The sequence below is a fragment of the Pseudoalteromonas sp. TAB23 genome (genome assembly GCF_000498075.1).
GTDB lineage: Bacteria > Pseudomonadota > Gammaproteobacteria > Enterobacterales > Alteromonadaceae > Pseudoalteromonas > Pseudoalteromonas arctica.
In genome coordinates, this window is record NZ_AUTP01000028.1 from 1 (window position 1) to 8,371 (window position 8,371).

Here is an 8,371-nt window from a genome sequence, read left to right on the forward strand (position 1 = left end):
ACTAAATAACGAAATTTTTGCCTTGTTATCGACACGATTTTCTTCCCTCAAAATAGATCACTTAATTAAGCGAATTGGTATAAGTAGTTTTAAAAGCCTTTATAAATAGGTAACAAAAAACCCGCAACTTAGCGGGCTTTTTACTTTTAAACAGTTTTAAAGCTTGTTTAAGTGACTATTACTTATGGTACTTAGCACTTAGCTCATGTACTGCATTAATGAATACACCAGCATTTTCAGGGTCTACATCTGGTGTAATACCGTGGCCTAAATTAAACACGTGGCCATTGCCTGTACCGAAGTCTTCTAAAATAGTGCCTACTTCTTGGCGAATACGCTCTGGTGTACCGTGTAACATAGATGGGTCCATATTACCTTGTAGAGCTACTTTATCACCCACACGGCGCTTAGCGTCGCTAATATTAATAGTCCAATCAAGACCAATTGCATCACAACCAGTTGCTGCAATAGCTTCAATCCATTGACCACCATTTTTAGTGAACAAAGTAACCGGTACTTTACGACCATCGTATTCACGAATTAAGCCATCTACAATTTTATGCATATATTGCAGTGAAAATTCGTTGTAATCGCGCGGGCTTAATACACCACCCCATGAGTCAAATACCATTAGCGATTGCGCGCCAGCTTTAATTTGAGCATTTAAATAATCAATAACTGAGTCAGCTAACTTATCGAGTAATAAATGAAGTGTTTGCGGCTCTGCAAACGCCATTTTTTTGATTTTACCAAATACTTTGCTGCTGCCGCCTTCAACCATATACGTTGCTAGCGTCCAAGGTGAACCAGAAAAACCAATAAGCGGTACTTCACCTTTAAGTTCACGACGAATAGTGCTTACCGCATTCATTACGTAGCCAAGCTCGTCTGTAGGGTCTAACTTTGGAATTTTTTTAACATCAGCAAGTGATGAAATAGGACGTTCAAACTTAGGGCCTTCGCCAGTTTCAAAGTAAAGACCTAAACCCATCGCATCTGGAATCGTTAAAATATCACTAAATAATATAGCGGCATCTAACGGGTAGCGACGTAGTGGCTGCAGTGTTACTTCACATGCAAGCTCAGCATTACGGCACAGGCTCATAAAATCGCCCGCTTGTGCACGTGTAGCGCGATACTCTGGTAAATAGCGTCCTGCTTGGCGCATCATCCATACCGGAGTTACATCAACAGGTTGTTTTGCAAGTGCACGTAAATAACGGTCGTTTTTTAATTCGCTCATGGCGTAAATGATCCTAAGACTTGTATAAATTGTGCAAGATTGTACCACCATATTCTCCGACCCTCTATTGCTTAGGGACGAAAACAGCTTTACCTAGAGGCAGATCAATATAATGGCGTGCTTTAATCCATTTTGACTATAAAACAATCAAAAAAGAATAACATTTAAAACTTTTTATTAATATGTTTGCAACATTACAAAAACCTTGTTATTGTTTGTCCCGCGTTAACAAAAACAATAATAAAAATCTTAAAACAATAAAAATAAATGTTTTAAAATAATAACAATAAAAATCATCTCATAAAAATAAGAAAGCTTGTTATAACAAGTCACTGAAAGAAATTAGACCACCGTAACTGGTGGTTTTTTCTTGTCTAAAATAAAATCTCTCGCCTTAGATTATATAAAAAGGTACACCCCTCAAAGTAGCTCAACTTTACTTGTTGATATACGCGCAAATTAAATATATCTTGATGTACATAAACTTATTATATTCTAATTGAAAGACCAACCCAGCTAGGAGAACAGTTATGCTGACGCGTGTAGAAAAAGCTCAACAAAAATGGGGTGGTAGCCACACAGTAATTGATAAATGGCTAAACGAACGCCAAGACCTTATTGTACTTTATTGCAAAATTGCAGGTTTTACGCCGTACGAAAAACAAGATCAAGCATTGCCAGAGCCAAAACTAATTGAATCATTTTGCCAACTTTTAATGGATTACCTATCTGCAGGCCATTTTGAAGTGTATGACGATATAGCAAAAGCATGTGAAAAAAAGGGCTTACAGAGCCAAGAGCTTGCAAACTCTATTTACCCGCGTATTTCTAGTACAACCGACATAGCGTTAGATTTTAATGATAAGTACGCTGAAGTAGACAAAGAAGACTTGTTAAAGGGTTTTGATGATGACTTGTCTGTTATTGGTGAGGCATTAGAAGCACGCTTTGCACTTGAAGATGAGCTTATTGATAACTTGTTTTCTAATCACGCAAACTAATATGTTATTTACGCATATTAAAAAAGGGACCTAAGGTCCCTTTTTGCATTTACACAATAAGCTTATTATTGTGCTGGTGTTTCTTCATTTTGAATTTCAAGTAATTCAACTTCAAATACAAGTGTTGAATTAGCTGGAATCTTACCTAAGTCGCGGTCGCCGTAAGCAAGTTCTGAAGGAATAGTGAACTTGTACTTAGAACCCACTGACATAAGTTGTAAACCTTCAGTCCAACCAGCAATTACGCGGTTAAGAGGGAAAGTTGTAGGTTCGTTACGTGCATATGAGCTATCAAACTCAGTACCGTCTAATAAAGTACCTTTGTAGTGTACTTTAACTACATCAGTTGCTACTGGCTTTTCGCCATCGCCTTCGCTAAGTACTTCATACTGTAGGCCAGACTCAGTTACTGTAACGCCTTCTTTTTTAGCGTTGTCAGCTAGGTATTTAACACCCGCTTCTTTGCTTTTTTCAGACTCTACTTTTGCTTTTTCTTCTTGCTTAGTACGTACTGATGTATCTAGTTCAGTTAATACTTCGCGAATTTTTTCTTCGTCAATTTTTGCATTACCAGCAAGTGCATCTTCAAAACCACGGATTAGAAGTGCTTGGTCTAGCTCAATACCAATTTCTGTTTTGTCTGCTAGGTCTTTATTTAAAAAGTTACCTACAGATGCACCAATACCGTATGCTTGTTGCTGTTCTACAGTGTCTAATTTAACTTCAGCTTGTTCTTTTTTTGCTTCTTGATTACAAGCTGTAAGCGCTAAAACTGACGCTGCAATCAATGACAATCTAATCGTCTTTTTCATTTTAAATCTCCGACACACTTTGCAGTTGTCATTTTAATGTATTATTACTAGTTAAAGATTAACGGCCCACATGATAGGCTGCTTGTTTAATGACTAAATTCCACATTGTTAGCTAAACTAAAAACATATCCAGTGATTAGACAAACAACCTAGGCATTTAACGCGTCCTAGTCTAACCTCTCAGTCACTAAGAGTTAAGGGGAAATACCTGTAATATGTCGATATTTCGTACTTTTTTAATCGTATTTAGCTGTTTTTTAGCCATCGCCTGTACCGATAAAAAACAACACGCTGTAGCAAGTTACGAACATGCTGCACAAGGTGCGTTTTCATCAACACTTTCAAACGATGGTAAATACAGTTTGATCTCCTCTATCAACCATGGGGTCGCCCTGTGGGATAATCAACAGCAGGTACTAAAATACCAATGGTTTCAGCAGCAAGATCAAGACAGTTTGGTATACGCCGTTGCTATTGCTTTTGATAACAGCGTGGCTGTTACCGCCGAAAAAACCACGTTTGCTGTGTGGGATATAGCCACAGGCAAAAATAAAGGTTATTACAAAATACAAAAAGCCAGTATTCGCGATATTGCTATTAGCAATCAAGGCCGTAGTGTTTTATACGGCCGTAGCGACGGCGTTGTCGTATTTGTAAACCTAGAAACCGGACGTCGTATTGAGTTTTTAGGTCATCAAGATAAAGTTAACACCGTTGACCTATCACCTAACGGACGCTACGCCTTAAGTGGTTCTAACGATTATGTTGCTTACTTTTGGGATACACGTACAGGGCAAGTAATTCATCGTTTTAATCACCCAACGCGTGTTACCCAAGTGACGCTCGATCCACAAGGTCGCTATGCGTTTACGGCCGATAGTATGGCACAAGCAAATGTATGGAAGCTGACTACAGGTGATCTTGTGAGTAAACTGAAGTATATTGCGCGTCAGAAAATTTTTACTGCTGTGCGTTTTAACGAACAAGGCACTTTGCTTGCAACCGGCTCACCAAATAAGCGCTTAGATTTGTGGCAAATACCAAGCGGTGAAAAAATTCAAACTTGGCAGGTTACCCCGCGCGAAGGCAGTAAGCCTAAATCGGCGGTGGTGCTAGATGTGACATTTACAGATAACGGTAAGTCGTTGTTAACCGAAAGCTCCAGCGGTATCGCAGAGCGATTTATTATACGAGAGAATAATGAACACAATTGAACATCGCTTAATGGAACTTGAAGCCAAAGTGGCTTTTCAAGACGAAACAATTGAAGTCTTAAATGATGAAATAAAAGTGCACCAGCAACTTTTAGCAAAAATGAAACGCCAAACTGAGCTGCTAGCAGAAAAAATTAAAGAGTCGCAGTCATCATCGTCTATGATGTCTGAAGCACCTGAGCCGCCTCCGCCGCATTACTAAAACCGGTAAAAATTAGGCAATAAAAAACCGGGTTAGTCGCCCGGTTTAAATACACCAATTACTTGTTCAAATTGGCGAGTAGACGCCTGAACAGCGTTATCGGGTTGCGCCATTTTATGACCACACTCAACACACTCTACTTTTTCAACATCATGTTCTCTGTATAGCATCATAGTATCCATGGCTTTGCAGTCAGGGCACGATGCACCAGCAATAAATCGCTTCTTTTGTCTCACAACATTTTTCCTGTGGTTTGAACTGCCGCTATTTTATCGTATAACTTCACTTGTTGATACGCTTGATAAGAGCATTAAGTTCTATGTTATGATAGCGCCAACTTAACAAGGGCACAGCAAAGTAACGCATTCATGATCCAAATCTCAGAAATAGAACTACTTCGTGGCGGTAAAGCCTTATTAAAAAACGCATCAGCTACGTTATTCCCAGAGCACAAAGTAGGCCTTGTTGGCGCTAATGGCTGTGGAAAATCAACGCTATTTGGTTTACTAAAATCAGAACTGCAACTAGATGCCGGTAACTGCAGCATTCCAAAAGATTGGTCTATTGCCTCTGTTAAGCAAGAGACACCTGCACTTGAAATAAGCGCGATTGATTATGTACTTCAAGGCCACCCAGAATACTACGCAATGCGCATAGCACTGCGTGAGGCCGAGAAAAACAACGATGGCGACACACAAGCCAAAGTACATATTCAGCTTGAAAACATTAAAGGCTACAGCATTGAATCAACCGCCGGTGAGCTATTACACGGCTTAGGCTTTGCCAATAACCTAATAGAAAACCCTGTCAGCTCGTTTTCGGGTGGTTGGCGTATGCGTTTAAACCTTGCCCAAGCATTAATACGCGACGCCGATTTACTATTACTCGATGAGCCAACAAATCACCTTGATTTAGATGCCGTTTATTGGCTTGAACGCTTTTTACGTGCTTATACCGGCACCCTTGTACTTATATCGCATGACCGTGAGTTTTTAGATGCGGTGGTTGACCAAATTTGGCATGTAGATAAGCAACTTATCAATGTGTACAAAGGTAACTACTCGCAGTTTGAACGCCAAAAAGCAGAGCGTTTACTACAACAACAAGCAATGTTTGATAAGCAGCAAGATCAAATTGCACACTTAGAGCAATTTATAACGCGCTTTAAAGCAAAAGCCAGTAAAGCTAAACAAGCACAAAGCCGTGTAAAAGCACTGGAACGCATGGAAAAACTAGCGCCAGCACATGCCGACTCGCCATTTAACTTTGAGTTTGCAGAGCCAAAAGCATTACCAAACCCACTAATGACAATAGATAAAGCCAAAGCGGGTTATGGTGACGTCACTATTTTAAATAATATAGAGCTAAACCTTGTACCAGGTAGCCGAATTGCTTTACTTGGTCGAAATGGCGCGGGTAAATCAACGTTAATTAAACTGCTTTCTGGTGATTTAGAGCCGCAAGCGGGCGAAGTTATTCAGCATCACGGATTAAATATTGGTTACTTTGCGCAGCATCAGCTGGAATCTCTTGATTTAAAAGCCAGTGCAATAACGCACATACAACGACTAGACCCAAAAGCCACTGAACAATCACTACGTGACTTTTTAGGCGGCTTTGCCTTCATTGGCGATAAAGCACTTGAGCCTGTAGCCCCATTTTCGGGCGGCGAAAAAGCACGTTTAGTGCTTGCCATGTTGGTATATCAAAAGCCAAACTTATTATTACTGGATGAGCCAACCAACCACCTTGATTTAGAAATGCGCCATGCACTTGTTATGGCACTACAAGGCTTTGAAGGCGCTATGGTTACCGTATCGCATGATCGCCATATGCTTAAAAATACTGCCGATGAGTTTTACTTAGTAGATGACGGCAAAGTAACTCAGTTTGGCTACGACTTAGATGCATATTATCAATGGTTACTTAACGCGAATAAAGAAGCTGTTAAAGCGCAGCAAAACGACGAGCCTAAAGCAAACCCAGGTGTTAACCGTAAGGAACAAAAGCGCTTAGAAGCTGAGTTTAGAAAAGCCACTCAGCCACTTAAAAAGCAAATTGAAAAGCTTGAAAAGCAACTCGATAAATTTACCGCCGAATTAAGTGAAGTTGAAGTGACCTTAGGTGATAACGAACTGTACAACGACGACAACAAAGCCAAGCTTAAAGAGTTATTAGCCAAGCAAGCAACCCTTACGCCTAAGCTTAACGACGTTGAAGAAGAGCTACTTATGGCACTTGAAGAAATGGAAGAAAAAGAGCAGGCATTCGCCGATGAACTTGCTCAATAGCGACCATTTTTGGCAGTTTGCGTGCACTTTGTACGCAAAGCCTGAGCAACAAACAACCTTGCTGGCACTACAAAACCAGCAAGGAAAAAATGTTAATTTATGCTTATTGCTACTTTATTTAGACTCATTAAATTTAAGTATTAATGCTCAACAACTAAATACATTAATAAACGTAATTAGTGAGTTTGATACTCACGCATTACAACCTCTGCGCGCTGCCCGTAGCTATTTAAAAGCTAATCAGAATACGATAAGTGATTACGCCACAATACGCGCAGAGTTACTAAGCACTGAGCTAAAGCTTGAAAAACAACAGCAACATATGTTGATTGAAGCAGTAAATGAGTTTGAATTAATCGAGCATGCAGCACCAAACAATATTGAGCTGTATATGAAAGCCACTTAGGCTGCTACTTTTTATACCCTCTTCTACTGCTCATTCTATTTTCTTTGTGCAAAAAACCTTTAAGTAATTTATTCACAAAGAGGTTAAGAGCCGCTTCGCTTTTAGAGGAAAAACAAACTAGATTACTTAGATAAAAATATAAATATTGAGCGGTTGTTTAGCTCAGCATTTTATTACCCTGCCCTAATTTTCTTCTCTTTTTCTTCTTTTTGCGCAAAGACCTTTAAGTAATTTACTCACAAAGAGGTTAAGAGGCGCTTCGCTTTTAGAGGAAAACAAACTAAATTACTTAGATATAAATATTGAGCAGTTTGTTGCTCTACCCTCATTTACTTCTCATTCTTTTCTCTTTGTGCAAAAAATCTTTAAGTGGTTTACTCAAAAAAGTTAAAAGCGCTACGCTTTTAGATAAAGTGAAAAAACATGGATTACAATCAGCTCACTATTTCAAGCGAAAAACTCTCTTAGCTCTCAGTGGTAATAACTTAGTAGCCTTTAAAGCATGATCTAAATCAACTTAGCTTCACCCCTATATCTGCTTATGTAAATAACTTGATCTCGATCACGTTGCGACCTGCAAACACCGCCTATGATTAACCCATCAACAACGAGGGGAACAACTCATGAACGTATTCTTTAGAGACTTTTTTACAGATCCAGTTTTATTTATGTCTTTTGGGTTTTTAACCATCGTTGTTTCTTTGTGTATATTTTTTGCTTTTTTCTTTTTGAAAAAAATACATGATGCAGAAATCCCCGAACAAAATTAAGCACGACGCACTAAAGCGCCTTATTAGTTTACTAGTTAGGCGCTTTTTATTTTCTGAAGCGAAAAATTTGGTACACTAGCTTTTCGTTTAATACAAAGTGCGTAGTACAAACATGATCTCTCAGTTCAAACCAGCATGGTGGATGACCAATCGTCACGTTCAAACCATAATGCCGCGTTTTTTCCGCCCATTTCACCACACTCGCTACGAACTTGAGCAACTTGATACACCTGATGGTGACTTTATTGAGCTCGCATGGTCACTTCCACATAACGAAACCGCTCCACTTGCCGTTGTTTTACATGGCCTTGAAGGCAATATAAATAGCTTTTATGCCAAAGGCATGATGAAGGCGTTAAAAAAGCAAGGTTATGCAGTTGTGCTTATGCACTTTAGAAATTGCTCAACTGAAGTCAATCGGCTACCTCGCGC

At 39.4% G+C, this 8,371-nt stretch carries 8 protein-coding genes and 1 pseudogene; 6 read left to right on the top strand and 3 right to left on the bottom strand.

Annotated features, from left to right (window positions below; all coding sequences use genetic code 11):
- Positions 1-178: 178 nt before the first annotated feature.
- Positions 179-1,243 (bottom strand): uroporphyrinogen decarboxylase, encoded by a 1,065-nt coding sequence (hemE, locus tag L654_RS0100500; protein ID WP_002961084.1) that lies wholly within the window; start codon positions 1,241-1,243, stop codon positions 179-181.
- Positions 1,244-1,773: 530 nt separating this feature from the next.
- Between hemE and L654_RS0100505 the strand changes: the two genes are divergently transcribed.
- The gene (locus L654_RS0100505; RefSeq protein ID WP_007582240.1) at positions 1,774-2,244 is read left to right on the top strand and encodes an Rsd/AlgQ family anti-sigma factor; all 471 of its coding nucleotides are present in this window, start codon (positions 1,774-1,776) and stop codon (positions 2,242-2,244) included.
- A gap of 65 nt (positions 2,245-2,309) precedes the next feature.
- Here L654_RS0100505 and fkpA read toward each other — a convergent pair whose 3' ends face one another.
- The gene (gene fkpA, locus L654_RS0100510; protein ID WP_024606941.1) at positions 2,310-3,056 is read right to left on the bottom strand and encodes an FKBP-type peptidyl-prolyl cis-trans isomerase; all 747 of its coding nucleotides are present in this window, start codon (positions 3,054-3,056) and stop codon (positions 2,310-2,312) included.
- Between the two features lie 215 nt (positions 3,057-3,271).
- Here fkpA and L654_RS0100515 point away from each other — a divergent pair, with 215 nt between their 5' ends.
- Complete coding sequence (locus tag L654_RS0100515; protein WP_024606942.1) at positions 3,272-4,270, top strand: hypothetical protein; 999 nt, start codon at positions 3,272-3,274, stop codon at positions 4,268-4,270.
- Positions 4,257-4,472, top strand: coding sequence for a SlyX family protein (locus L654_RS0100520; RefSeq protein ID WP_007378900.1), 216 nt, complete (start codon positions 4,257-4,259; stop codon positions 4,470-4,472). The genes L654_RS0100515 and L654_RS0100520 overlap by 14 nt, the downstream gene beginning before the upstream one ends.
- Before the next feature lie 32 nt (positions 4,473-4,504).
- Here the strand turns inward: L654_RS0100520 and L654_RS0100525 are convergent, their stop codons facing one another.
- Entirely contained in the window at positions 4,505-4,708 is a 204-nt protein-coding gene (locus tag L654_RS0100525; protein WP_007378899.1) for a YheV family putative zinc ribbon protein, read from the bottom strand.
- 132 nt (positions 4,709-4,840) lie between these two features.
- On the opposite strand from L654_RS0100525, the gene L654_RS0100530 reads away from it, so the two are divergent.
- From L654_RS0100530 to L654_RS0100540, 3 genes and pseudogenes are all read left to right on the top strand, one after another.
- On the top strand, positions 4,841-6,763 hold the full coding sequence (locus L654_RS0100530) for an ATP-binding cassette domain-containing protein (protein WP_024606943.1): 1,923 nt from the start codon (positions 4,841-4,843) through the stop codon (positions 6,761-6,763).
- Positions 6,747-7,169, top strand: coding sequence for a TIGR02444 family protein (locus L654_RS0100535; protein WP_024606944.1), 423 nt, complete (start codon positions 6,747-6,749; stop codon positions 7,167-7,169). The genes L654_RS0100530 and L654_RS0100535 overlap by 17 nt, the downstream gene beginning before the upstream one ends.
- A gap of 882 nt (positions 7,170-8,051) precedes the next feature.
- Positions 8,052-8,371, top strand: a pseudogene (locus L654_RS0100540) (hydrolase); the annotation flags it as partial.